We start from the raw sequence: 23,299 nt of genomic DNA on the forward strand, positions 1-23,299 counted from the left end.
AATGATCGAAGGAAAAATAGCCGATTGTGTTCCGCTTAGGGCGATTTAGGATTCTATATGGATAATTGGCTAACTCAGCAAGAAATAAGATTATCTGCCGCTGAAAAAAGTTACTGTCGAGCCTCGGGGTTTTGTTCAAAACCCGGTTGGTAATTACCAAAATTTTGTGTAAGGGAGTAACAGCCTCCCAGCTTGGCATTGCGTAGGTTTGAACATGGATTTTGGCCGCTTACCCGATGTGCGTGGGCTTGACTTTACCCTGCCGCCCGACCACCCCGATACCGCTCCTGTGCTGGCCCGCGCCACCTCACTTGCCGAGCCGGCGGGGATCTGGGTGGGCTGCCCCACCTGGACCAACCGTTCGTGGCTAGGCCAGTGGTACCCCCTGGGTTTGCGCGAGGCCGACCAACTGACGTGGTACGCCAAGCAGTTCAACAGCCTCGAGGTGAACGTAACGCATTACCGCATTCCCGATGCCGACATGGTGCGGCGCTGGCGCCAAGTTGTGCCTGAGCACTTTCGCTTTTGCCCCAAAGTGCCGCAAAGTATCAGCCACGATCGGGAGCTGTTTCGGGCCGAAGACCTCACCAACTCGTTTTGTCGGGCCCTCGAGGGATTGGGCGAGCAGTTGGGCATGGCCTTTTTGCAGTTGCCGCCCCACTTTGCGCCGCAGCAGCTACCTAGGCTCGAGCGGTATTTGCTCGACTGGCCCCAACACTTGCCCTTGGCCGTAGAGCTGCGCCACCCCGCCTGGTACCACGACAAAGGCCTGCTTGCCGAAACCGCAGCCCTGCTCGAGGCCCTAGGTAAAACCTGGGTAATCAGCGACGTGGCCGGGCGCCGTGATGTGCTGCACCAGCGCCTGACCACGCCCGTGGCCTTTGTCCGCTTTAATGGCCACGCCCTGCACCGCTCCGATTACCTCCGCGCCGATGCCTGGGCCGAGCGCCTGGCCGCTTGGCTGCAAAGCGGCTTGCAGCAGGTGTATTTCTTTATTCACCAGCGCGAGGTAAACGATGCCCCGGTGTGGGCGCAGTACTTTTTGCAGCGCCTGGGCAAGCTTACGGGCCGCGAGCTGCCCGCACCTAAGTTGGTGGTGCAGCCTGTGCAGGGCAAGCTGTTTTAGTTAGCGGCACCTAGGCGCAGCAACGCTGCGCCTAGGTGCCGCTGATGGTTAGAACGCTAAGCCAGCACGCACGCGTAGGCCTATTTCGGGCTGCCAGCGGTAGCGTGGCTCCGGTGAGTTGCGGTAGCTCCAGTTGGGCAGCAGGCGCAGGCCGGCGGCGGCATCAACAAAGCCGTAGCGCCCGAAGCGCCGCTGCCAGCCCCAAAACAGCTCGGCGCTGGGTTGGTGGCTAAAGTAGGCGGGCCCCTCTGTTGGGTAGGTCCAGAGTCCCGTGCGGTTAAAAGTATTGGTAAACTGCGCCTGCAAGTACGTGCCGCCTAGGCGTTGGGTAGGTTTGCCTAGCCGCTGCCGGCGCGCTTGGTTGTAGTAGTAGCGCACGCCCAACGAGCCACTGAGTTCGGCTAATTGGGGCTTGCGCCGAAAACCGATAGATGAGGTTACATCGACCGTGGCCGAAAAGTGGCGGCCCAGTGGCCGCTCGGCGCCTAGGTATAGCGGTACGGCAAAACCATACCAGCTACCCGTAACCTCGGCAACATCGAGCCCGAGCTTGAACATGGTTTGAGGCGCTGCGGTAGCGGTTCGGGCCGAATCAGGGGCGGGCGACTGACCTAGGGCGACGGTGGTGGATAACGGCAGACTCAGCAGCAAGCCTGCAGCGGGTAACAACAGTTTATGCACAAATAATGCGTTTGGTGGTTGTAGGTAAGCACACGAGGCCGAAATCAAGCGACAAGTTGCATAGCGGGTAAGCAAGCCACCCAGGCCTATTTGTTCGTATGTTGTTGTCTTACTACTGAACCCGATATTTCCGGCTATGCATACATTTTTTACCCTGCGGCGTGGTGCTTGGGCAATGGCCCTGGCAGCGGTCCTCGCCAGCCCCGCTGCGGCGCAGCAACCGCTGGTTGCTGCGGCGTCGGCTACTTCGTGCCTGCTGCTGCCGCTCGATCCTGCCGAACGAGCCCAACGTGCTACGCTGGTAGTAGAGGCTGAAGTAGTTGCCCAACGCAGTTTCTGGGACCGTGAGCACCGCCACATCTTCACCGCCAACACCTTGCGCGTATATAAGCTGCTGAAAGGCCAATGGGTAGCAGGGCAGCCGCTGACGGTGATAACCGAAGGCGGTACAGTGGAGCTTGAGCGCGAATCCATAACCAATACGCTGGCCCTGAAAGTGGGCCAGCAGGGCCTGCTGTTTCTGCAGCCTGCTGCTTTCCGAGGCGTTGCCGAGCCAAACGCCTTCACGCCCTACGGCAGCCTGCAAGGGTTTATTCGCTACGATGTAGCGGCCGCAACGGCCACCGAGCCCTTTCGGCAGTACCCGCTACTCGACGAGAGCTTTTACCGGCAGCAGCTGGCCTTTACGGGGCAGGCCTTGCGTTTGCTGGAGGCCAATAGCGCGCTTACGACGGCCGTGGCCCAGCGCCTGCGCCCCACCACCGCGCAGCGCGTAACGGCCCCCGTAATTACTACCCTTGCGCCGCTTACCGTAACGGCGGGCACCGGCACGGTGCTTACCATCAACGGCACTGGTTTTGGGGCCACAACGGGCAGTGTCGATTTCCGCAATGCCGACGATGGTGGCTCATCGTTTACACGGGCGCCAAACTCCGAAATCGTGTCGTGGTCGGATACGCGCATTCAGGTACGCGTGCCCTCGTTTACCGACCAAGGCAAGCCAGCCGGCACAGGCAACATCCGCGTGAACACGGCCGACAACCAAAGCACCAGCAGCGCGCTCAGTATTACAGTGCTGTACGCCATATCCAACGTGCAGGAAAGCAACAGCCTGGCGTTGTTTCCGACGGAGCACTTCGATCAAAACCGGCGCGGTGGCTACTCTTTTCAGCCCGATCCGGGGTTTGCCCAAAACGCGGCGGCCATGCAGGCATTCAGCCGGGCTTTGGCCAGTTGGCGCTGCCAAACGGCCATTAACTGGGAAATGGGCAGTACCCGCACCAGCCGCGGCATTGCCTCCGACGACGTGAACGCGCTGGAATTCGACCAAGGCAGCGAACTGCCTGCGCAGGTGCTGGGCCGCACCACCAGCTACTTCTTGGGGTGCCGCGACGCCAACGGGCAGATTCGGTTTTGGGTGAAGGAGATTGACATGCTCTACGACGATGGCACGGCCTGGCAGTTTGGGCCCGCGGTGCCCACCTCGTTGCAAATCGACTTCGAGTCGGTGGCGGTACACGAGCTGGGTCATGGCCATCAGCTTTCACACATTATCGCCCCGGCGGCTGCCGGCCGGCCGGCAGCCGTAATGCACTACGCCATCGGGCGTGGGCAGGTAAACCGCACCCTCGATTTCGACCGCGACATACAGGGCGGCTATACGGTGTTGCAGCGCAGCTTTGCGCCCGATAACTGTGGCGCGGCGCCCATGATACCCGCCCCGCTTACGGGCACGCTTTCGGCCCAAACCGCGGGGCCCCGCGTACTGCTTACCTGGAGCGTGCGCGAAGAGTGCAACGTGCGCAACTACGTGGTGGAGCGCAGCACCGACAACCAGCAAAACTGGACGCGCGCCGGCCAGGTGTCGCCTACGGGTGCTGGGTCGTACACCTTCACCGACAACAACCCGGGGGCCGAGCTGGTGTATTACCGCGTGCTGGTGCAACTCAGCAACGGGCTTATCCTCACGGTAGCACCCATTACCGTCCGGACGGTGCCCGGCCCCGAGTTTGCGCTGTACCCCAACCCCCGGCGTGGCTCCGAGGCTTACGTGGCTCTCAACGCAGCTGGTACCGATAACCTCATCATTCGCCTCTACGATGCCGTAGGGCGTTACTACGGGGGAGCGGCCTACACGGTACCGCAGGCTGGTTTCAATCCTCAAATACTCATTTCGTTGCCGCAGTTGCGCGCCGGTTGGTACCTGATTCGCTGGGAAGCCGGTAGCCAAAAGGGCACGGTGCCGTTTATTCAGGTAGAATAGCTTGCTGGTGCCAACGCTCCCAAGGGCCAGCGCCGCCTAGCGACGCCGCAAATCCTGTATTTTTGGCCGGTGAAGAAACAACTGCTCATCTCGCTACTACTTGTATTCGCCGCTTTCGGGCTGAAAGCGCAATCGGTGGCCGATCTGGACGCCAAAAACGGCTTTGGCAACGATGTGTTCGGTAAGAGCATCAGTGCTTATCCAGGAATGGTGTGCATTAGCAAGCAAAAGTCGGAATACCAACTGTATACCCGCCCCACCGACGACCTTTCGTATGGGGGTGGTAAGCTGAAAGGCATCGTGTACGGCTTCTACAACGGCCAACTCAGGGAGGTGATTCTGACCATCGACGGCGCCAATAATGCCGCCCCGGTGCTGAAAGCCCTGACTGCTGCATACGGGCCCGGCACACCGGGCCACAAGCCCAACTCCACGTTGTGGCAGGGACAAAAAGTGAAAATGGAGTGTGTTACCGACAGCCCGTTCGGCTCGTTCGTGTTCGTCGGCCAAACTAAGTAGCACGTAGGGGCCCACTGGTGGCGGTGCTCTGTGCCTCAATACCAAAGCCGAGCGCCGGAACGGGCTCGGCTTTTTGCCGCAAAGCTGCAGCGAGGCCTGTACTTTTGCCGGCCGCTCTACGTTTAAGAGCCTCCGCTTAGCCCCCGTTGTACATGCGTTTTGCTTTTCTGCGTTCTGTTCTGCCTTTTGCCCTAGGAGTTGTTGCGCTGCCAGCGGCAGCCCAGAAATACCGCACCGCAGCCGGCGTGCGCATTGGAGCCGGCAATTACGGCCTCACGGTGCAGCAGCGCATCTTCGAAAAAACCACCCTCGAAGGCCTGGGCCTACTGAACTCGCGCGAAGTAACCGGTACCATTCTGGCCGAGCAGCACTTTCCGTTGCTGGGCCGCAGCCTTAACTACTACCTAGGCGCGGGCGCCCACCTAGGCCGCCACAAAGACAACGGCACCGTGGGCGGCCTCGATGGTATTGTGGGCGTGGAGTGGAAGCTGCCCATCACCTCGCTGCTGGTGTCGTTCGACTTCAAGCCGACTTACGAAATCAACAACGACGATTGGTTTCGCTTTCCCACGGCCGTATCGGTGCGCTACGTGCTGGTGAAAGAGAAAGAGAAGCCCTTTATGGGCGGCCTGTTTGGCGGCGGCGACGGCGACGACAAGGACCGTAAGCGCAAGTCGAAAACCAAACGCAAAAACGATTCGGGCGGCTTCTTCGACGGGTTGTTTGGTAATTAAGCCCTAGGTGAACTACAGCAGCGCTAAGCTGAGCAGCAGCACCGACGTCATCACAAAGCCGATAATCAGCAGGTAAGCCACCGATACCACCAATGCTTTGGCAAAGGTTTTCGGCCATCCTTGCTCGTACACGTGGCGCAAGGCTAGCACCAGGTACACCGGCGGAGCCAGTGTAAGTACCCAATCAAACCAATCGTTCTTCACGAACTCCGTCCAGAGCATGCCTGCGAGTACCAGCACAAACAAAAAGCAGTGCAGGTGCAGCGAAAACACCAGGTGGTTGATGTAGAGCCGCTTGCGCCGCACGTACACGCCCTTGAGCAGCAAGGCAAACAGCGGCATTAGCACGAACATCGAGATGGACGCGTTTTTGGTGAGGCGCTGCCGTACTTGGTCCACCGTCGATTCGCGCACGCGTGCCCACTGGCGCAGGGCTAGGCGGTTCAGGAACGTTGGCTCCACGCCCTTGCTGCGAATCAGCGAATCGGTGCGCTCGGGGCTGGGGTTGCGGGCATAGCGCTCCAGCTCGGCGGTGCCAAAGCGTACGCGCCCCACTTCTATCGAGTCGATGTTGTTGGGAACCCGGGCCAGGATGTTGGGATCGAGGCCGGGGCGGGCCTGAATTACGGCAGCCCGGGTGCTATCGAGCGCCGCGTTTGCTGCCTGCGAGGCCTGTGTGGTCGTATCCACCAGGCGCCGCTCGTCGTGGCCCATCAGCAGGCCCACCAGCAAAAAGAAAATAAAGCTGGTGAACACGTACAACCGGATAGGCGGTACATAGGCCACGCGGTGCCCTAGGTTGAACAGGCGCGTGAGGCGCCCGGGGCGAAATAGCAGCAACCCCAGCGTGCGAAAGAACTTGCTATCGAAGTGAAACAAGCCCTCGAGGGTTTCCTCGACCAAGTGCCCAAACGAGAGGTTTAGGTCGTGGTTTTCCTGCCCGCAGTTGGGACAAAAGCTGTTGGGGCCGCCCGCAGCCACAAAATCGTAGCCGCAATTGGCACAAGCGGGCGACCGGTGCGGAGTGTGCGCCATAAAAGCTTGAAGTCAGCGGCTAATTGGCCGTGGGCGCAAGTAAGCATTTCCGCCGCTACAGCCGTGCTTTTTGCGCGTTGCGCTACGGCCAAATATGCCGCTTTCTGGCGGCACAGCGCACCACTACGGGGCGCAGCTAATAGCACCTAGGGCTGCGGCCGGCACGTGCCAACCGCAGCCCTAGGTAAGCCAATGCGCTCGGCAAGCTACACCTTGGTAACGCGGCCGCTGCCCGAAATGCGCGAGGTAATGCGCGGCGAGCCCGTGTAGTAAACGCTGCCCGAGCCGCTAATGCGAGCGTCGAGGGTTTGCGCAACCCCAATGCGGCAGTTGCCCGAGCCGCTGATGTGGGCCGTGCAGCTATTGGTTTTCAGCTCCGATGCGTCGATGCGGCCCGAACCGCTGATGTGCACATCGGCGGCGGGGCTGTTGCCGCTGAGCCGCATGCTGCCCGAGCCCGATACGTGGGCTTGCAGGCGCTCGGCGGTTACGGGCACGCGCAACGCCCCCGAGCCACTCACCGATAAATCGAGCGCGGCGGCGCGTAACGGCTGCTCGGCCCGTATGCTGCCCGAGCCGCTCACGCCCAAAGCTTCGATCTGCGGCATGGTTACGTACACCTTTACGGGCGACTTAAAGCCGCCCCAGTTTTTCCAGCGGCCTTCGGGCAGGCCAATGCGCAAGCGGCCGTCCTTCACGGCGGTTTCAATCTCGCGCAAGTCGTCGGGGTTGCCTACCAGCTCTACCTTCTGCGTGGCGCCTTGCACCAAAATCAGCTCGGCCGATGTAGCCAGCGACAACCGCGTGAAGGCCGGTACCTGGCGCACGTCGCGGGTTTGCTCGGGCGCGGCAACAACAACGGGAGCAACCGCTGCAACGGGTTGGTAAACCGGCAGGGTAGCCAACATGGCCAGTGGCAAAGTGAGCAAGGGTAGGAGTAGGGTTTTCATGGCCGAGGCTGTTAGCGGTTAGAGTATTCAAGATAGCAGATGTAGCTAACCTTGATACAGTTGCCTGGGCTTGCCGAAAACAAAACGCCGGTGTGCTAAGCCGTGGCCTTGCATGCCCGCCGGAGGCCTAGGTGGTAAGCACCTGCTCGCGCTGCAAGTAGCCCTGCCCCCAGCCAATGAGGGCTTCGAAAAGGGGCTGAACGCGCCGGCCGTGCTCGGTGAGGTGGTACTCTACCTTGGGCGGCACCTGCTGGTACACGGTGCGCTGCACAATGGCATCGAGCTCCAACTCGCGCAGTTCCTGAATCAGCATCTTCTCCGTGATTTCGGGCACCAGGCGCTTCAGCTCGCCGTAGCGGCGCGGGCCTTCAAGCAAGTAGGAGAGGATGAGCAATTTCCATTTGCCACCCAGCACGTTGAGGGTAGTACGCACCGGGCAAAAGGCGTTGAGGGGCGGCGCCTCGCGGCAGGTTTTCCACTCGGCCTCGGCTATCTGTTGCTTGGTTTGCTTCTCCATAGCAAAATAATGTGCTTGATTATCAGCATAACTAACCCAAAGGTAGGTAGCCTACTTTTTAGTTGGTACTTGCTTAAAGCGAAGGTAAGCAGCGTCCTTTGAACTGCCAACGCGGCCTAGGTGCCTGGTTTGGCTTTTCGCATTCAACCAACACGTACCCTTGTTATGACTAAGCACATTGTAGTTACGGGCGCCACCGGTAACATTGGCGGCCACCTTGCCCACGAACTATTGCGCCGCGGCCACCGCGTAACGGCCGTTGCCCGCTCGGCCGAGCACCTCGAGGCCCTGCGCCAAGCCGGAGCCGAGGTACGCCCCGGGCAGCTCAGCGACGTAGCGTTCCTGACCGACGTTTTGCGCGGAGCCGATGCCGCTTTCCTGCTGCTGCCTCCCAACGTAACGGCCCCCGATAACCTGGCTTATCAGGACGCCCTAGGGCAAGCCATTGCCGAGGCCGTGCGCGCCTCGGGGCTGCAGCAAGCCGTAAACCTAAGCAGCATTGCGGCCGATTTGCCCGAGGGCACCGGCCCCATTGTAGGCGTACACCGGCAGGAGCAACGCCTCAACGCCATCGAGGGCCTGAATGTCGTGCACTTGCGCCCAGCCTACTTCATGGAAAACTTCCTGCCCAACATCGGGCTGATTCTCGGCATGGGCATCAACGGTTCGGCCACGCGCCCCGAGGTGTCTTTCCCGATGATTGCCACCCAGGATATTGCTGCCTACGCCGCCGCACTGCTTGCCGGGCCGGCCTTGCCCGGGGGCCAGCATGCGCACCTGCTACTCGGGCCGCGCAACTACTCCATGCAGGAGGTTACCGCCATTTTGGCCGCTGCGATTGGCCGCCCCGAGCTGCCCTACGTGCAGTTCCCCTACGACCAAGCCAAGCAGGGCATGATGGGCGCTGGTTTGTCGGAGTCGATGGCCGGTTTGTACATCGAAATGACGCAAACGCTGAACGCCGAAAAAGCAATGGTGCACGAGGTGCGCACGCCCGAAAACACCACGACTACCACGCTCGAGCAGTTTGCCCAGCAGGTGTTTGCGCCCGCGTACCAGGCCGCTGCTGGCGCCGCGCAGCCGGTGGTCTAAGGCTTGGAGTAGGCAACAATGCCACCCAGCCCCCGCCGGCAATCCGCCGGCGGGGGCTTTTTGTTATGGCTTGCGTATGTATTCCCGATACTGATTAAATCATGCCCGATAAGCTGTTGTTGCTCCTCAACTTTGCCCTTGCGGCCTACCTCACCGGCGTAATCTGGACGGTGCAGCTCGTGCACTACCCGGGGTTTGCTTTGGTACCGTCCGAGGGCTTTCGGGCCTACCACCAAGCGCACTTGGGCCGAATGGGATGGGTAGTAATGGCGCCCATGGTGGCCGAGCTGGCCGCAGCCGCGTGGTGGGCGTGGGTAGCGCGTTCGGCCGCTGGCTGGTGGAGCCTGGGGCTGGTGGTGTTTGTGTGGGCGGTTACGTTCTTTGTATCGGTGCCGCTGCACAACCGCTTGGCCGCCGACGGCGGTAGCCACGTTGCCGTATACGGCTTGGTGCGCACCAACTGGCTGCGCACCGTAGCCTGGAGCGCCCGCCTAGGTGTGCTGGGCTGGGCGTTGGCCCAGCAGCTGTTGGGTAGCGCTGCCGCCCGCTAATCGTACCTGTTCTGCCTTGTTGCTATGCTTCCTCCGCCCGATGCCTTTTTGCCTGAGCTTCAATTTCAAACGGCCCGCAGCAGCGGCCCGGGTGGCCAAAACGTGAACAAGGTAGAAACCAAAGTAGAGCTGCGCTTTCAGCCCCAGGCCTCGGCCTTGCTCTCCGATGAGCAAAAGCAGCGGGTGCTCGAGAAGCTGGCTTCGCGCCTAACGGCCGATGGCGTACTCATCATTACGGCGCAGGAGTCGCGCAGCCAACAGCGCAACAAAGAGCTGGCTGTAGAGAAATTTTACGAGCTGCTGCAGCGCAGCCTCCACCGGCCCAAGGCCCGCAAGGCTACTAAGCCCAGCGCCGGAGCCGTGCGCCAGCGCCTCGAAGGCAAGCGGCGGCAGTCGGAGAAAAAAGCCAACCGCCGCGGCGACTACTAGGGCAGTTGCCTGTTTGTGGCCCAAGGCAGCCAAATTGCCACTGCGTTGTGGGGCGCGTAGCCTCAGCCTAAACAGCAGCGCTGACACGCGCGGTTAGGCGGCGCTTTGGCCTAGCTTTATCCTGATTAACTCTGCCTCGCTGCCCATGGATGCCGCCGCACCCCGCACCCCGCTGTTCGACTCGTACACCGTAGCCGAAGTAAGCCCCGATGAATGGAGCGCCTTTGCCGGCCAGCACTTCGAGCGTGTATTTCCGCACGAAATTAATTTGCCGCTTGACGGTGCCCTCGGCACGGCCGAGCAGGATAAGCTAGCTGCGCTGCGCCGCAACATGGCCGGCTGCCTGCACCTACACTTTCTTCTGTACGACGGCGAAACGCCCATTGGGTGGCACTTCGGCCTGCAGCGCAACGAGCTGGAGTACCACATGGCCAATACCGCCGTATTGCCCGAATACCAGGGGCGGGGCGTGTACTCGGCTTTTCTGCAGTTTGCCAAGGCGCGGATTTTTGCCGAGGGCTTCCAGTACATCACCAGTCTGCATCGGGCCGATAACAACGCCGTGCTGGTGCCCAAGCTCAAAGCCGGGTTTCAGATTCAGGCTTTCGGCTACCTCATTCAGCCTATGCTGTTTGAGGTGAACTACGGCCCAATGATTCAGTTGATTTGTCCGGCCAAGGAACTGTACCGCAAGCTGTTCGATGCACAAGCCGGCACCCGCGCGTTGGCCGAGGAGCTAGGGCCGCAACTCGGAGCGCAATAGCCACCGCGTAACTGCCCGACCTTAATTCAGATCCAACCCAAACAGCACACCCACCCAAGGCTTGTGCTGGTAAATCCAATGGCGCCCATCGGGGCCAAACAGGTGGTCGGCACCTAGGGCCAGGCCAATGTTGAACACGCGCGCATCGTAGATGAAGGCTGCACCCGCGTGGGCTACCATGCCTTCGTACTCTGCCACACGCGTTTGCTGGTTGGTTACGTCGGGGTTGATAACGGCCGCGCCCAGGCCCACAAACGCCCCGTAGCCCAACCCGGTGTCGCGCACGATTGGGGGGCGCTTTTTGCGTTGCCGAGGCGAGTGCAGGTGGTACAAATCGAGCCGGCGCCCTAGGTATAAGGCCGCATTGAAGCTGGTATTGAGCTGCACCGGCATTATGCTGCGCGCCGGCCGTATTTTAAAGGGCAGCGTGAATACATCCACATCCAGCCGGCTCGAAAGCAACGTGCTGTGTTGGCCGGCGGGCAGCACCACGGCTTGCGTAGTGGGCGTAGTGTCGCTAAGGGCCAGCAGCAAAGTGTCGGAAGCTTGGCGTATGTACAGCGGTTGTTGCTCGGCGCTTAAGGCGGGTACCTTGCTGCGCAGCACCCGGTAGCGGCCATCGGGCAGCTCATCTACGCGGCCTACTACGGCACAGCCGCTCAGCAGGGCAATAAGCAAAGCAAAGCAGCAGGCGCGCAGCCCGTGTTGCCGAATGCGCGCCTGCTGCGTAGGTGTCATGCCGTTATTTGCTTGCTGTTAGAGCAGCGTGCCGCTCAGGATAGCCGATGCCAACGAGAAGTAAATGATTAGCCCCGTAACATCGACTAAGGTGGCCACAAACGGCGCAGACGAGGTGGCTGGGTCGAGCCCTAGGCGCTTGAGTAGCAGCGGCAGCATGGAGCCGGCCAGGGTGCCCCACAACACAATGCCCATCAGCGAGAAAGCCACCGTGGTGCCCACCAGCTTCCAGTAAGGCCCGTATTCGTTGAACATGGTAGCCCACACCGCAATGCGCAGAAAGCCTACCAACCCCAGAATAGCGCCCAGAATCAAGCCCGAAAGCACTTCGCGGCGCATAATCAACCACCAGTCGGAGAGGCTAATCTCGCCCAACGACAAGGCCCGGATTACCAACGTAACGGCCTGCGAGCCGGAGTTGCCGCCCGAGCTGATAATCAGCGGCACAAACGACGCCAGTACTACGGCGCGCTGAATTTCATCTTCGAAGTGGTGCATGGCCGAGGCCGTGAGCATTTCGCCCAGGAGCAGCAGCACCAGCCAGCCGGCACGCTTCTTCACCATTTGGCCCACCGACGTAGCCAGATACGGCTCATCGAGGGCTTCCGAACCACCCAGCTTCTGAATGTCCTCGGTGTCCTCTTCTTCCCGGATGGCCAGGATGTCGTCGATGGTTACGATGCCGAACAACACGCCGTCTTCGTTTACCACGGGCAGGGCGGTGCGGTCGTTTTTGCGGAACACCTCAATGGCCTCTTCCTGGTCTTGCATGGCCTGTAGGCGCACAAAGCGGCGGTCCATTAGCTCGCTTACGCGCTGGGCGGGTTGTGCAAACAGAAACTCCCGGATGCGAATGTCGTCGATGAGCACGCCGCGCTCATCTACCACAAACACCACGCTTACGGTTTCGGAGCCGCGGCCGTGCTCCCGAATGTACTCGAACACGTGGTCCACCGTCCAGTCCTCACGCACGGCAATGTAATCGGGCGTCATCAGGCGCCCCACGGAGTACTCGGGGTAGCCCAGCAGCTCCAGGGTTACGCGGCGCTCTTTCTCCGACAGCGTCTGAATCAGCTCGCGTACCAGGTCGTCGGGCAGAAACTCGAGCAGCGCCGTGCGGTCGTCGGGCGACATCTCGTTCAGGATGTCGGCAATTTTCTCCTGCGAAAGGCTTTCGAGGAAGTGACGCTGCACTTCCAAGTCCAGAAACTCGAATACTTCGGTGGCGTGCTTCAGCGGCAGCAGCCGAAAAATGATGAGTTGTTCCCGTTCCTCTTGTGCCTCGATAAGGTCTACCAGCTCCGGGGTGTCAAGACTTCGGAGCAACTTCTTAAGCCGTAGAAATTCCCGCTGTTCGAGCAGGTCCGGAATTTGTTCAAGGGCCAGTTGCTGTTCGGTAGTCATGACGCGGCGGCAAAAGAGGTGTTTCGCTAGGCAAAACGGGGTTAGGTGAAAGGGCGCGCAAAAGTACCCGAAGGGGCGCAAAAATCCTTCCCCAAAACGGTTCTGCTTGCAATAAAATTTCTGGGTGTTTGGCCCACTACGGTTAAGCAGGTGTGGCAGGATGGGCGGCCTTCGCTGAAGATTTATTTTCAGGAAGTTGCAAGCTGTAGCTGATGCCCGCTAGTTGCTGGTATTGCTTTGGCCTGAGGCGCCGCAAAACTTCGCCCGGTGGGCTGCGCTACACGCCCAAGGCACAAGCCCACTTTACGCGGCATAATGGCCGAGGTTATCAAGCCGATTCGTAGCTTTTTCGGCGGCGCTACGTAGGCAGAGGCCTAGCGTCCTTATCCTTCCGTGCACTTTTTGCTCATCCGGTATGCCCAACCCTACGATTCCGCGCGGTACGCTTATCGCCCTAGGTGGTGGCAACGATGACCCGCTCCTAGACCTCATCAGCCAGTTGGTGCCCACACCCGATACGCCCGTGGAGGTAATAACCTCGGCCGTGCCGCGCTACCCCATAAAAACGGGCAAGGCTTACGTGCAGGCGCTCAACGAAATGGGCTGCACCAACGTGCGCCACCTGCGCATCGATGCCAAGCACTCAGCCTCTAGCCCGGCTACGCTGCGCCGGCTTGCGCAGGCCGGGGCCGTGTTCTTTACAGGCGGCGACCAGGAGAACATTACCGACTACTGGCTCGATACCCCGGCTGTGGACCTGCTCTGCGAACGGTACCACACCGACCCCAACTTCATTGTATCGGGCACTAGCGCCGGGGCTTCCGTAATGCCGGCGTACATGATTGTATCGGGCTACGGCTACCGTTCGCTCACCAAGGGCGGCATTGAAATGGCGCGCGGATTGGGACTGATTTCCTACGTCTACATCGATCAGCACTTTGTGGAGCGCGGGCGCTTCAACCGCCTTTCGCATGCCGTTCTCAAGCACCCCAACACCCTAGGCATCGGCCTAGCCGAGCAAACGGGCATCATCATCCGCCACGGCCGCGAAATGGAGGTGTTCGGCGACGGCGTGGTTACCATTATCGATGGCAACGAAGTGCGCAACGATAACCTGGGGCGAGTGGGCCGGGGCGAGTCGGTAGGGGGGCAAAACTTGCGTGTACACCTGATGGTGGCCGGGCAGCGCTTCGACCTGCGCACGCGGCGAATACTGCAGTTAGCCACTGCCGAAGGGCAGGTATCCTGAACGCGACGCGCTGAATAACAGGGGCGCCATAGCACAGGTCTATTCCTTAGTTGAATAATCCTTCTAATATTGGCTTTATAAGGTGCCTCAAATAGTCGGCATGCCGCATTGTCGGATGCTTACAACCCCATACATTTAGCTCCCACAACCCTTTTTCCCTTTTCCTTTGGGTATGAACCTAAAACATCTACTATTCGCCGGCGGAGCCTTGCTGGGCACCACGGCCGCGCAGGCGGGCGGGTTCCAGCTGACGCTGGCCGGGCAGAAAAACAACGGCATGGGTGGCGTAGGTACGGGCCTCGCGCTCGATCAGGCCGCTATGTTCTACAACCCCGGCGCGCTGGCTATGGTGCGCGAGCGGGGCGTGCAAATCGGCGTAAATGCTACGCTGGCACGGCAGGCATTTCGGGCGCAGTACGGTGGTGCCGAGCGGCAGCTCGATAACACCGTGAGTACCCCTTTCAACTTCTACGCTGGTTTTGGACCGGCCGAAGGCAAATGGAAAGCAGGCATTGGCGTGTACACGCCCTTTGGCTCGCGCCTCGATTACGCCGATAACTGGGAAGGCCGCACCGCCCTCACCAGCATCGATCTGAAATCGATTTTTGTGCAGCCCACCGTTAGCTACGCCGTTACCGATCAGCTGAGCATCGGGGCTGGCCTGGTGGTATTTGCTTCGGGCTCGGTAAACCTGCAGCGCGACATTCAGGACCCCGCCCAAGGGAGCATTGAGCTCGATGGAAGCTCCGATACCAAACTGGGCTGGAACGCGGGCGTGTTCTTCAAACCTTCCGACAAGTTTAGCCTCGGCATCAGCCACCGCTCCAAAATGGACGCCGTAGTTACTGGCGGCGATGTAATAATTAACGGCGTGGTATCGTCGCTGGCCGACCGCTTTGCAGCCCGCAAGTTCGATGTAACGCTGCCGCTGCCCGCTACTACCACCATCGGCTTTGGCGTAATGCCCACCGAAAAGCTGACCCTAGGCTTCGACGTGAATTACGCTACCTGGAGCCGTTATCAAGAGCTGGTGTTCAACTTCGACGCGCCCATTAACGGCCAAACGGTTTCTCGCTCGCGCCGTGAATACCAAGATGCGCTTACGTTCCGCCTAGGTGGGCAATACCAAGTTACTGACGGCCTGACGGTACGCCTCGGTGGTGCCTACGACCAAACGCCCGTGAAGGACGGTTTTGTAACGCCCGAGACCCCGGATAACGACCGCCTGACGGCTACCGCCGGCGTGAGCTACAAATTCGGCGAGCGTTTCGGCATTGATGTATCGGCGCAGTACGTGAACATTGCCAAGCGCAGCCAAACCCAGGAAGACCTGCTGAACAACGGCGTGGCTAACGACCGGGTAGCTGGTACCTACAAAACCATTGCTGTGGTACCGGGCTTTGGGCTGAACTACAACTTCTAATCACTTGCATTGCCACTCCTCACCATGTATACGTTTCTGAAAAAAGGAGCTCCGGCGCTGGCTTTGCTCGGCTTGGCGCTCGGCAGCTGCCAGCCTGAGCTCGACGAGCCCAAGGCAAGTGCCGGTTCGGCCGATTTCTCCCGCTACATCGCCGTTGGTAACTCGCTCACGGCCGGTTTCCAGGACAACGGACTGTACCGCGAAGGGCAACTCAACTCGTACCCTGCCCTGCTGGCCCAGCAGTTTAGGCGCGTAGGCGGCGGCGAATTCACGCAGCCGCTGTTTACCGAGGCTCAGGCCAATGGTTCGGGTTACCTGCGCCTAGCTGGCTTCACGGCACAAGGCGCGCCCATCACGGCGCAAGTAGCGGGCAACGCGGGCCGCAATGCAAGTGCACCTGCCTCGCCGCCATATACCAAGTACCTTGAGCCCATTAACAACCTAGGGGTACCGGGTATCCGCATGTCGGATATCACCACGGCAGGTTACGGCAGCACGCAGGGCAACCCGTTCTTCGAACGTATTACGCCGGACAATACGCCTACCCAAACCTACTTGCAACGCATCAGCGCGTCCAACCCCACGTTCTTCACATTCTGGTTGGGTAACAACGACGTGCTGGGCTACGCTACTGCTGGTGGTGCGGCTAACTCCATTACGGCGCGCACTACCTTCACTAACAATGCTAACAGTGCTATTGATGCCCTCACAGCCAATGGTGCTAAGGGTGTTGTAGCTCTGATCCCGGACGTAGCAAACATTCCGTTCTTCACTACGGTTGGTCCTACGTTCCGTACTACGCTGGCCCAGGCCAACGTGCCTACGGCTGCTCCGTTTGTGTACACCACAGGAATTTTGGCTCCCGGCCAGCCTAATACGCGTGTAACCAACAATACCATCGCTAACATTCGCGATGCTTCGGGCAATGGCAACCTGTTGCTCACGCTTACGGCATCGCCTTACCTAAGCTTGTACGGCCGCCCCAGCGGTAAGTACTGGCGCGATTTCTACCAGCAGGCTCGGCCGTCGTTGCCGCCTACCGTTCCAAACCTGACGGTGTTCCTGCTGGCATTGCAAGTTGATACCACGAAGGCGTTCGGTCAGTCCACGGAAAACCCCTTCCCGAGCACGCTGGTGCTCGATGGTACAGAGCAAACGAACGTGCGCACCGCTACCACTAACTTCAACGCTGACCTAACGACCAAAGCCAACCAGAAGGACTTGGCCATCTTCGACGCCAACAGCTTCTTCAACGGTGTGGCAACGGGTGGTTTCGCAACCAACGGCCAGGTAAACTCGGCTAGCTTTATTTCGGGCAACCTATTCTCGCTCGATGGCGTGCACCCCACGCCCCGTGGCTACGCAGTAGTTGCCAACGAAATGATTCGAGTAATCAACCAGAAGTACGGTTCGTCTATTCCTTTCGTGGATGCAAGCGCCTACCGTGGCGTGCGTATCCCCTAGGTAGCTGGGCTACGTAAAGCAAAACGGCTTCTCCCAGCTTTAGGAGGAGCCGTTTTTTTGTGCACCGGGTTAGGGTAAGGCAGCAGTAAAACTTGGCTGGGGGTACATGACTATGTGATGCGCCGGCTTCTAATTTTTTTAATAGCCAGCGCCCAATGCATCAAGTATAGCACAATCGTGTCTGGTTAAAATTCTGTTTGTAGCGGTCTTAGGGGGTAGAATTGCATCATAATTCACGACCACTCAATACAACCGCTATGAAAACCCTGCGCTTCCCCCTGTACCTGGCCCTAGGTGCCGCCTCCCTGCTTTCCGCCTGCAAAAAGGACAAGGACAAAGACGAGGCAAAGCCCAAAACCAAAACTGAGCTGCTAACCGACAAGAGCTGGATGATGACGGCCCAAACCGTAAACCCCGCCATGCGCACCAACAGCGGGCGCGTTATCACGGATTTGTACGCCGAAATGGACCCCTGCGACCAGGATGACTTGCTGCAGTTTGCCAAGCCCGACTCGTACACGCTGAACGAGAGCAACATCAAGTGTAACCCCAACGGCCCCCAATCATTCCCCGGCACGTGGTCGTTCGGCAACAACGAAAGCACCCTCACGCTGAAGCTGGGCAACCAGGCGCCGAACACTTATAACATTGAGGAAATCAGCGACAACACCATGCGCCTAACCGAAACGGGTACATCCGGCGGTGCATCGTACACCATCACGTACACGTTTAGCAAACGCTAACCGACTGACAAGCGCCCCTTCAGCACGCACGGCCCCTGTTCTTATGCGGAACAGGGGCCGTGCGTGCTGAAGGGAGTATAAGTACCTAGGGCAGGAAGGCAACAGGCTGTACTTGCGCAGCCATGTGGCGGGCAATTATTTGCGCATGGTAGCGGCCATTTTCGATAAACCATCGGCTGGTATTAAGCCCACCGCATACGGTACCAGCCAAGTACACCCCGGCGCGGTTCGTTTCGAAAGTTTCTTCGTTGTGGGTGGGAGTGCAGGCAGCGTCGCCTTGGGTGCTTACACCTAGCGCCTCGAGCAGGGCATAATCCGGGCGGTAGCCAGTAAGGGCGTACACAAAGTCGGCGGCGAGGGTTTGGGAGCCTTCGGGCGTAAGCACATCCACCTCGCCGGGCCTGATGGCCAGCACCGTGGTATTGTAGTAGCAGCCAATTCGTCCTTCGGCAATGCGGTTAAGCAAATCGGGGCGCAGCCAGTACTTCACCGACGGCGAGATTTCGCTGCCGCGCACCACCATAGTTGCCTTTGCCCCGGAGCGGGTAAGCGCCAACGCTGCTTTGGCGGCCGAGTTTTTAGCTCCAATCACCACCACCCGCTGGCCTGCGTGGGCGTAAGGCTCTTTGTAGTAATAGCTCACGTGCGGCAAATCGGCTCCTGGCACGCTGAGCCGATTAGGAACGTCGAAGAAGCCAGTGGCAACTATCACCCGGCTGGCTTGCAAGTGCCCGCGTTCGGTGTGCAGCGTAAAGTTTCCAGCCTCGCCCTCGAGGCGCAGCACACGCTCGTAGAGGCGCAGCGTCAGGCGCTCGGTTTCGGCCACCCGACGGTAGTAATCAAGGGCTTCTTCGCGCAAGGGCTTATAGTTGCCCGTTACAAAGGGGTGGCCGCCAATTTCAAGTAACTCAGGCGTCGAAAAGAACTCCATGTTGGTGGGGTAGCCCACCACCGAGTTTACGAGCGCGCCTTTATCCACTACGCAAGTGCGTAGGCCTAGGCGTTGGGTTTCGATAGCGCATGCCAAGCCCACGGGGCCAGCGCCCACCACTACTACATCAAAGCTGCTATCAGCAACGGTATGGTTCATAAGCGAATCAGATACAGCGGCACCGGCAAAGATGTTCGTTGGTAGAGTGGTTTTTCGTGTTACAAAACCTGCTTAAGTGCTGCAATAGTTGAGCTTGTCGAGCATTAACAGGCCTTAACTACGCTTATACTTGTATGCGCTTAATTGGCCTTACCCGTTGCACATGAAAAAAGCTCGACTTCTTTACTACTCTACTTTACTGGTTGCTGGTTGCACCTTTACGGCTTGCGAAGATGACGCGGAGCTACCCAACAAAACCGACCTCTTAACGGGCAAGGATTGGAAGATGACGGCTGCCTCGGTAACGCCCGGCATTCCGGATGGCAACGGCGGCACCATTCGCGACGTGTACGCGCAATATCCCTCGTGCCGCAAAGACGACCTGCTGCGTTTCGAAACACCTAGCGTGCTGAAGGAATTGAGCGGCCCCTCTATGTGCACGGGCGATGTAGCCAGCAAAACCGGTACATGGTCGTTTAGCAGCGACCAAAAACAGCTGTATTTGGTACGTCAGGGCAAATCAACAACCGACGATTACTCGGTAGAGGAGCTAACCAACTCGTTAATGCAGTTGAAAACTACCCAACGCAACAACGGTGTGGATTACACATTTACTTACACCTACGCCAAGCAGTAGGCTTCCTCTGTACTGCGAAACCCGAGCCACCTAGGTGGCTCGGGTTTTATTTTGGTGACTAAGCAAATACAAGAGCTAACACTGAGTGTCAGCTGATAAATGACATTAATGTTGAGCTTGACCTAAGCAAATTGTAAGAACTAAAACACTAATTCTTGATGAAGATTCTACCCATTTTCTGTGTCTTGGCACTTGCCTTAGTGGCTTGCAAAAAAGAAGATGAAAAGCCGATGTCTAAAACAGAGTTGCTAACCGCGAAAAACTGGCGACTCACGGCTGACAAGCGTACGAGTAATGGGCAGACAACCACTGTGGATGTTTATCCTTCCTTGCCTGATTGCGCCAAAGACGATTACTACAAGTACTCCACCAATAACAAGGCGGAGCTGAATGCCGGTGCTTTTAAGTGTTCGTCAAGCCAAGCACAGAGCTATGTTATCAATTGGAACTTCAGTTCCGACGAAACCAAGCTGGTAACCTCCGACCCAAGTGCTGGCTGGAGCGTCAACTCCGAAATTCTGGAACTTACTGCCTCTACACTGAGGCTGAAGAATAACCAAAGCGGTGGTGGCACCCAAGAGCTTACGTTTACGGCTTTCTAACCGCATACTGCTTCTGTAACCGTCTATTTCGTCGAAGCGGAATACACAGATTCGTAGGCCACTTACCAATGCGAACGGCCCGCTACCTGCGCAAGCAAGCGGCGGGCCGTTTTCATGATTACACCTAGGGTTTAGTGCGCCTGCAACCAGTTGGTGCCGGTGCCAACTTCTACCTCCAAGGGCACTTGCATGGGCAAGGCATCAACCATCAGGCGCTTGATATGCGGCTGAATGAATTCCACTTCCTCTTTGGGCGCGTCGAACACCAATTCGTCATGTACCTGCAGGATCATGCGCGTGCCGAGCTTCTCCTGCTGAATCCAGTCGTTGATGTGGATCATAGCCACCTTAATGATGTCGGCCGCTGTGCCTTGGATGGGCGCGTTGATGGCGTTGCGCTCGGTGTAGCCGCGCAGCGTGGCGTTGCGCGAGTTGATGTCGCGCAGGTAGCGGCGTCGACCTAGGAGGGTTTCGGCGTACTCCAGGTCGCGGGCCTTTTGAATGCTGGCGTCCATGTACTGCTTCACGGCCGGAAATTCCTGAAAGTACGCCTCAATCAGGTCCTGGGCTTCCTTGCGCGGAATGCTCAGGCGCTGCGCCAGGCCAAAGGCCGAAATGCCGTAGATAATGCCAAAGTTGGCCGTTTTGGCCTTGCGGCGCATGTCAGAGTCAACCTGATCGAGCGGTACTTTGAAGATTTTGCTCGCCGTGCTGGTATGAATGTCCAGGCCCTTGCGGAATGATTCGATCATGGTGGGGTCTTGCGAGAAGGAGGCCATGATGCGCAGCTCAATCTGCGAGTAGTCGGCGGCAACGAGTACGTGGTCCTGGTCGCGCGGTACAAAGGCCCGGCGGATTTCGCGGCCCTTCTCTGTCCGGATCGGAATGTTCTGCAAGTTGGGATTGGTGCTCGAGAGGCGCCCTGTGGCCGTTACGGCCTGGTTGAACGAGGTATGAATGCGGCCATCCATTTCGCAAACGAGCTGCGGCAGCGCATCTACGTAGGTGCTCTTGAGCTTGGTAAGCTGGCGGTGCTCCAAAATAAGCGCTGCAATGGGGTGGTCGGCCGCCAGCACGCTTAGTACTTCCTCGCCGGTGGCGTACTGGCCGGTTTTGGTTTTCTTGGGTTTGCCGCCAATCTGCAGCTTATCAAACAGCACCTCGCCCAGCTGCTTGGGCGAACCAATGTTGAACGGCTCGCCGGCTACCTTAAAGATTTGTTCTTCAACCTCCTTGATGTAGCCCTGCAGCTGGCCCGAGTAGTCGGCCAGGGCCGAGGCATCGATGCGCACGCCTTCGTACTCCACATTGGCCAGCACGCGCACCAGCGGGTTCTCCACATCGGTAAGCAGGGGCAGCAGGCCTTGCTCGCGCAGCTTGGGCTCAAACACGTGCTTGAGCTGCAGCGTCACGTCGGCGTCTTCGCAGGCGTAGTCTTTCACTTCGGCCGGCGGCACCTGCGCCATGGTCTTCTGATTCTTCCCCTTAGGGCCGATAAGCTCCAGAATGCTGATGGGCGTGTAGTGCAGGTACGTTTCGGCCAGCACATCCATGCCGTGGCGCATGTCGGGCTCAAGCAGGTAGTGCGCCAGCATCGTATCGAACAGCGGTCCTTTTACCTCCGCATTGTAGTGCTTCAGGATCAGCAAGTCGTACTTGATATTCTGGCCGATCTTGGTGATGGTTTCGGCCTCGAAGAAGGGGCGGAACTCATCTAAAACCTGCTGAGCAGCATCGTGGTCGTCGGAGGGCACGGGCACGTAGTAGGCCTCGCCCACGCGCCAGCAGAAGGAGAGGCCCACCAGCCGAGCCGTCATGGTATCGAGGCCAGTGGTTTCGGTATCGAAGCTGACTTCTTTTTGCTTCAGCAAGAACTGCAGCAAGCTACGGCGCGCGCCGGGTGTATCCACTAAGTGGTAGGAGTGGTCGACGTCGTCGATGGTGCGGCGGGCACCTAGGTGCGCGGGCGCCTCAAGGTCAATTTCGTCGATGTCGGCACCTTCGGCTACGCGCTTCAGCAGCTCCGCATCAGGGGCATCGAACAGGCCGGGCGCCGCGGCGGCAACTTTGGGCCGCCGCGCGCCGCGTGTACCGCCGGTGGTTACGCCGCCGCCCGCGCCGGCATTGCTGAGGATGCGCGCGGCCAATTGCCGGAACTCCAGCTCATCGAACAACGACGACAAGGCTTGCTCGTCGGGGCGCTCCACCACCAGCTCTTCGGCATTGAACTCAATGGGTACGGAGGTATGAATGGTAGCCAGCTCCTTCGACATCAGCCCTTGCTGCGCGTAGGTTTCTACGTTTTCGCGCTGCTTGCCTTTCAGCTTATCCGTGTTGGCAATCAGGTTTTCAACCGAGCCGAACTGCTGAATCAGCGCTTTAGCGGTTTTCTCGCCAATGCCCGGAATGCCCGGGATGTTGTCGACGGCGTCGCCCTGCAGACCCAGGATGTCGATAACCTGCTCCACGCGCTCCACGCCGAATTTCTCCTTTACGCGCTCCACATCGAGCACCTCGGCGGCATTGCCCATAAAGGCCGGGCGGTACTGCTTGATGTGCTCCGTTACAAGCTGGCAGTAGTCCTTGTCAGGCGTCATCATGAACACCTCGAAACCTTCTTTCTCGGCTTTGCAGGCCAGCGTACCAATCACGTCGTCGGCCTCGTAGCCATCCATAATGAGGATGGGAATGCGAAAGGCCTGAATGATTTGCTTTATATAAGGAATGGCCACGCCAATGTCTTCGGGCATGGCTTGGCGGTGGGCTTTGTAGTCGGCAAACGACTCGTGGCGGAAGGTTTTCTTGGCCGCATCGAAGGCTACGCCGATGTGGGTGGGCTTTTCCTTCTGGAGCACCTCCACCAGTGTGTTGGTGAAACCTAGGATAGCGCCGGTATTCAGGCCTTTGGAGTTGATGCGCGGACTCTTGCTGAACGCAAAGTGCGAGCGGTAGATAAGCGCAAAGGCGTCGAGCAGGAAGAGTTTCTTGGGAGCGGCGTCGGTCATGGTGCGAAACTAAGCAAGAAGCAAGCGGCAGCCCAGGCAAAGCAACGACTACTTTGGCGTAGCTTTCGGCCCTGGTTGGGCTCGGATGATAGGCAATAGAACAAGTGTACGTGCTTTGTAGCCCTAGGTGTGTGGTAAGCAAGCCGCGCAGGGTGAGAATAGGAAGAGCGTCAGGCAGCCAGATTGTGTTGTAAACAACTTTACTAATTAGCTGGCTGCTTTACTTGGTAAGTAAGTTTACTGATAGCTGTCAGCCGTTAAACACCAACGTGCACCTAGGTAGC

The 23,299-nt window shown here is 58.8% G+C and carries 22 protein-coding genes; 14 read left to right on the forward strand and 8 right to left on the reverse strand.

The window, feature by feature from the left end; all coding sequences use genetic code 11:
- The first annotated feature begins 214 nt into the window (after window positions 1-214).
- Window positions 215-1,126, forward strand: a complete 912-nt coding sequence (locus ASU33_RS15990; RefSeq protein WP_059071843.1) for a DUF72 domain-containing protein — start codon at window positions 215-217, stop codon at window positions 1,124-1,126.
- Between the two features lie 48 nt (window positions 1,127-1,174).
- Here the strand turns inward: ASU33_RS15990 and ASU33_RS15995 are convergent, their stop codons facing one another.
- A complete protein-coding gene (locus ASU33_RS15995; protein WP_149867268.1) occupies window positions 1,175-1,807 on the reverse strand; it encodes a hypothetical protein in 633 nt (210 codons plus the stop codon).
- Window positions 1,808-1,943: 136 nt separating this feature from the next.
- Between ASU33_RS15995 and ASU33_RS16000 the strand changes: the two genes are divergently transcribed.
- The 3 genes from ASU33_RS16000 (at window position 1,944) to ASU33_RS16010 (ending at window position 5,323) form a co-directional block, all read left to right on the forward strand.
- Window positions 1,944-4,070, forward strand: coding sequence for an IPT/TIG domain-containing protein (locus ASU33_RS16000; protein ID WP_078063189.1), 2,127 nt, complete (start codon window positions 1,944-1,946; stop codon window positions 4,068-4,070).
- 69 nt (window positions 4,071-4,139) lie between these two features.
- Window positions 4,140-4,589 carry a hypothetical protein gene (locus tag ASU33_RS16005; RefSeq protein WP_059071846.1) on the forward strand — a complete coding sequence of 150 codons (450 nt, stop codon included), beginning with the start codon at window positions 4,140-4,142 and terminating at the stop codon, window positions 4,587-4,589.
- 152 nt (window positions 4,590-4,741) lie between these two features.
- A complete protein-coding gene (locus ASU33_RS16010; protein WP_149867269.1) occupies window positions 4,742-5,323 on the forward strand; it encodes a hypothetical protein in 582 nt (193 codons plus the stop codon).
- 12 nt (window positions 5,324-5,335) lie between these two features.
- Here ASU33_RS16010 and ASU33_RS16015 read toward each other — a convergent pair whose 3' ends face one another.
- The 3 genes from ASU33_RS16015 to ASU33_RS16025 form a co-directional block, all read right to left on the reverse strand.
- Window positions 5,336-6,358 (reverse strand): DUF3667 domain-containing protein, encoded by a 1,023-nt coding sequence (locus ASU33_RS16015; RefSeq protein WP_059071848.1) that lies wholly within the window; start codon window positions 6,356-6,358, stop codon window positions 5,336-5,338.
- Between the two features lie 206 nt (window positions 6,359-6,564).
- Window positions 6,565-7,308, reverse strand: a complete 744-nt coding sequence (locus ASU33_RS16020; protein ID WP_059071849.1) for a head GIN domain-containing protein — start codon at window positions 7,306-7,308, stop codon at window positions 6,565-6,567.
- Between the two features lie 127 nt (window positions 7,309-7,435).
- Window positions 7,436-7,825 carry a winged helix-turn-helix transcriptional regulator gene (locus tag ASU33_RS16025; protein WP_078063190.1) on the reverse strand — a complete coding sequence of 130 codons (390 nt, stop codon included), beginning with the start codon at window positions 7,823-7,825 and terminating at the stop codon, window positions 7,436-7,438.
- Between the two features lie 165 nt (window positions 7,826-7,990).
- Between ASU33_RS16025 and ASU33_RS16030 the strand changes: the two genes are divergently transcribed.
- The 4 genes from ASU33_RS16030 (at window position 7,991) to ASU33_RS16045 (ending at window position 10,660) form a co-directional block, all read left to right on the forward strand.
- Window positions 7,991-8,917 carry an SDR family NAD(P)-dependent oxidoreductase gene (locus tag ASU33_RS16030; RefSeq protein ID WP_059071850.1) on the forward strand — a complete coding sequence of 309 codons (927 nt, stop codon included), beginning with the start codon at window positions 7,991-7,993 and terminating at the stop codon, window positions 8,915-8,917.
- Window positions 8,918-9,018: 101 nt separating this feature from the next.
- Window positions 9,019-9,468: a hypothetical protein gene (locus ASU33_RS16035; protein ID WP_059071851.1), complete on the forward strand. Its 450-nt coding sequence runs from the start codon at window positions 9,019-9,021 to the stop codon at window positions 9,466-9,468.
- Between the two features lie 24 nt (window positions 9,469-9,492).
- Window positions 9,493-9,897 (forward strand): alternative ribosome rescue aminoacyl-tRNA hydrolase ArfB, encoded by a 405-nt coding sequence (arfB, locus tag ASU33_RS16040; protein WP_059071852.1) that lies wholly within the window; start codon window positions 9,493-9,495, stop codon window positions 9,895-9,897.
- Between the two features lie 145 nt (window positions 9,898-10,042).
- Window positions 10,043-10,660: a GNAT family N-acetyltransferase gene (locus ASU33_RS16045; RefSeq protein ID WP_059071853.1), complete on the forward strand. Its 618-nt coding sequence runs from the start codon at window positions 10,043-10,045 to the stop codon at window positions 10,658-10,660.
- Between the two features lie 21 nt (window positions 10,661-10,681).
- Here ASU33_RS16045 and ASU33_RS16050 read toward each other — a convergent pair whose 3' ends face one another.
- A complete protein-coding gene (locus ASU33_RS16050; RefSeq protein WP_059071854.1) occupies window positions 10,682-11,398 on the reverse strand; it encodes a hypothetical protein in 717 nt (238 codons plus the stop codon).
- Between the two features lie 18 nt (window positions 11,399-11,416).
- Window positions 11,417-12,802, reverse strand: a complete 1,386-nt coding sequence (gene mgtE, locus ASU33_RS16055; protein WP_059071855.1) for a magnesium transporter — start codon at window positions 12,800-12,802, stop codon at window positions 11,417-11,419.
- A 415-nt stretch (window positions 12,803-13,217) separates the two neighbouring features.
- On the opposite strand from mgtE, the gene ASU33_RS16060 reads away from it, so the two are divergent.
- From ASU33_RS16060 to ASU33_RS16075, 4 genes are all read left to right on the forward strand, one after another.
- A complete protein-coding gene (locus ASU33_RS16060) occupies window positions 13,218-14,051 on the forward strand; it encodes a cyanophycinase (RefSeq protein ID WP_059071856.1) in 834 nt (277 codons plus the stop codon).
- Window positions 14,052-14,223: 172 nt separating this feature from the next.
- Complete coding sequence (locus tag ASU33_RS16065; RefSeq protein ID WP_059071857.1) at window positions 14,224-15,474, forward strand: OmpP1/FadL family transporter; 1,251 nt, start codon at window positions 14,224-14,226, stop codon at window positions 15,472-15,474.
- 24 nt (window positions 15,475-15,498) lie between these two features.
- A complete protein-coding gene (locus tag ASU33_RS16070; RefSeq protein ID WP_059071858.1) occupies window positions 15,499-16,938 on the forward strand; it encodes an SGNH/GDSL hydrolase family protein in 1,440 nt (479 codons plus the stop codon).
- A 257-nt stretch (window positions 16,939-17,195) separates the two neighbouring features.
- The gene (locus ASU33_RS16075) at window positions 17,196-17,681 is read left to right on the forward strand and encodes a lipocalin-like domain-containing protein (RefSeq protein ID WP_059071859.1); all 486 of its coding nucleotides are present in this window, start codon (window positions 17,196-17,198) and stop codon (window positions 17,679-17,681) included.
- 85 nt (window positions 17,682-17,766) lie between these two features.
- Here ASU33_RS16075 and ASU33_RS16080 read toward each other — a convergent pair whose 3' ends face one another.
- On the reverse strand, window positions 17,767-18,771 hold the full coding sequence (locus ASU33_RS16080) for a YpdA family putative bacillithiol disulfide reductase (protein WP_059071860.1): 1,005 nt from the start codon (window positions 18,769-18,771) through the stop codon (window positions 17,767-17,769).
- Window positions 18,772-18,934: 163 nt separating this feature from the next.
- Here ASU33_RS16080 and ASU33_RS16085 point away from each other — a divergent pair, with 163 nt between their 5' ends.
- Complete coding sequence (locus tag ASU33_RS16085) at window positions 18,935-19,408, forward strand: hypothetical protein (protein ID WP_059071861.1); 474 nt, start codon at window positions 18,935-18,937, stop codon at window positions 19,406-19,408.
- A 185-nt stretch (window positions 19,409-19,593) separates the two neighbouring features.
- Entirely contained in the window at window positions 19,594-20,010 is a 417-nt protein-coding gene (locus ASU33_RS16090) for a lipocalin family protein (protein WP_149867270.1), read from the forward strand.
- A 131-nt stretch (window positions 20,011-20,141) separates the two neighbouring features.
- Here ASU33_RS16090 and polA read toward each other — a convergent pair whose 3' ends face one another.
- Window positions 20,142-23,015, reverse strand: a complete 2,874-nt coding sequence (gene polA, locus ASU33_RS16095) for a DNA polymerase I (protein WP_059071863.1) — start codon at window positions 23,013-23,015, stop codon at window positions 20,142-20,144.
- Window positions 23,016-23,299 lie beyond the last annotated feature (284 nt).

This window comes from Solirubrum puertoriconensis (genome assembly GCF_001483135.1).
GTDB classification, from domain to species: domain Bacteria; phylum Bacteroidota; class Bacteroidia; order Cytophagales; family Hymenobacteraceae; genus Solirubrum; species Solirubrum puertoriconensis.

What these genes read in the sequence shown, in the direction of transcription:
- ASU33_RS15990 (WP_059071843.1), top strand. Translation starts at nt 215, where the DNA reads ATGGATTTTGGCCGCTTACCCGATGTGCGTGGGCTTGACTTTACCCTG.
- ASU33_RS16000 (WP_078063189.1), top strand. Translation starts at nt 1,944, where the DNA reads ATGCATACATTTTTTACCCTGCGGCGTGGTGCTTGGGCAATGGCCCTG.
- ASU33_RS16010 (WP_149867269.1), top strand. Translation starts at nt 4,742, where the DNA reads ATGCGTTTTGCTTTTCTGCGTTCTGTTCTGCCTTTTGCCCTAGGAGTT.
- ASU33_RS16015 (WP_059071848.1), bottom strand. Translation starts at nt 6,358, where the DNA reads ATGGCGCACACTCCGCACCGGTCGCCCGCTTGTGCCAATTGCGGCTAC.
- ASU33_RS16020 (WP_059071849.1), bottom strand. Translation starts at nt 7,308, where the DNA reads ATGAAAACCCTACTCCTACCCTTGCTCACTTTGCCACTGGCCATGTTG.
- ASU33_RS16025 (WP_078063190.1), bottom strand. Translation starts at nt 7,825, where the DNA reads ATGGAGAAGCAAACCAAGCAACAGATAGCCGAGGCCGAGTGGAAAACC.
- ASU33_RS16030 (WP_059071850.1), top strand. Translation starts at nt 7,991, where the DNA reads ATGACTAAGCACATTGTAGTTACGGGCGCCACCGGTAACATTGGCGGC.
- ASU33_RS16035 (WP_059071851.1), top strand. Translation starts at nt 9,019, where the DNA reads ATGCCCGATAAGCTGTTGTTGCTCCTCAACTTTGCCCTTGCGGCCTAC.
- arfB (WP_059071852.1), top strand. Translation starts at nt 9,493, where the DNA reads ATGCTTCCTCCGCCCGATGCCTTTTTGCCTGAGCTTCAATTTCAAACG.
- ASU33_RS16045 (WP_059071853.1), top strand. Translation starts at nt 10,043, where the DNA reads ATGGATGCCGCCGCACCCCGCACCCCGCTGTTCGACTCGTACACCGTA.
- ASU33_RS16050 (WP_059071854.1), bottom strand. Translation starts at nt 11,398, where the DNA reads ATGACACCTACGCAGCAGGCGCGCATTCGGCAACACGGGCTGCGCGCC.
- mgtE (WP_059071855.1), bottom strand. Translation starts at nt 12,802, where the DNA reads ATGACTACCGAACAGCAACTGGCCCTTGAACAAATTCCGGACCTGCTC.
- ASU33_RS16060 (WP_059071856.1), top strand. Translation starts at nt 13,218, where the DNA reads ATGCCCAACCCTACGATTCCGCGCGGTACGCTTATCGCCCTAGGTGGT.
- ASU33_RS16065 (WP_059071857.1), top strand. Translation starts at nt 14,224, where the DNA reads ATGAACCTAAAACATCTACTATTCGCCGGCGGAGCCTTGCTGGGCACC.
- ASU33_RS16070 (WP_059071858.1), top strand. Translation starts at nt 15,499, where the DNA reads ATGTATACGTTTCTGAAAAAAGGAGCTCCGGCGCTGGCTTTGCTCGGC.
- ASU33_RS16075 (WP_059071859.1), top strand. Translation starts at nt 17,196, where the DNA reads ATGAAAACCCTGCGCTTCCCCCTGTACCTGGCCCTAGGTGCCGCCTCC.
- ASU33_RS16080 (WP_059071860.1), bottom strand. Translation starts at nt 18,771, where the DNA reads ATGAACCATACCGTTGCTGATAGCAGCTTTGATGTAGTAGTGGTGGGC.
- ASU33_RS16085 (WP_059071861.1), top strand. Translation starts at nt 18,935, where the DNA reads ATGAAAAAAGCTCGACTTCTTTACTACTCTACTTTACTGGTTGCTGGT.
- polA (WP_059071863.1), bottom strand. Translation starts at nt 23,015, where the DNA reads ATGACCGACGCCGCTCCCAAGAAACTCTTCCTGCTCGACGCCTTTGCG.